Genomic DNA, 506 nt, shown 5'->3' with positions numbered 1-506 from the left:
TGTAACCGCTCCGCTTTGAATTGGCTCGCGTTCCTCTGAAACGTCAGGCGCACGTTGCCAAGATGGTCCTTCAGGTCGTATTCATAACGGTATGTCCCGTCCGACCTCCTGGCCGCCCTACCCTCTTCTGTCTGCACAAAGCTGACCGCGCCCGGGCCTGTTGAGGTCGGGTAATTATAAACGATCCCGCCGATGTAATCCGTCGTGTTCGATACACCCCCTACCACACTTACTTTTTTCAGCTTCTGACCCGCTGCGTTGTAAATATAGCTAATGTTCAAATTGGTCTTGGTTATCGTGGCAGGCAGGTTCAGTATGTTATAAGTTAAGCTATTGCCTGACCGGGCATCAGTGTCCATATTGCCGTTGAGATCATAATGATAGCTGCCTGCCATCATCCCGGTTATCATTTTCAACTGGTTCCCATCCGGCGTCGAGTAGGAATAATCGTAAGTATAGGCCGTTCCGTCCCTGGTCAGATTTTTAATGTTGCCCATCTTATCATA

Annotated in this window: 1 pseudogene; it reads right to left on the bottom strand. The window is 49.6% G+C overall.

Going from position 1 to position 506, the window contains the following annotated elements:
• Positions 1 to 497 (bottom strand): annotated as a pseudogene (locus ACFQZI_RS19820) (DUF6443 domain-containing protein); the annotation flags it as partial.
• Positions 498 to 506 lie beyond the last annotated feature (9 nt).

The sequence above is a fragment of the Mucilaginibacter lutimaris genome, assembly GCF_042676625.1.
GTDB lineage: Bacteria > Bacteroidota > Bacteroidia > Sphingobacteriales > Sphingobacteriaceae > Mucilaginibacter > Mucilaginibacter lutimaris.
The sequence above is the reverse complement of the archived record's forward strand: the minus strand, read 5'-3'. Positions and strand labels throughout refer to the sequence as shown.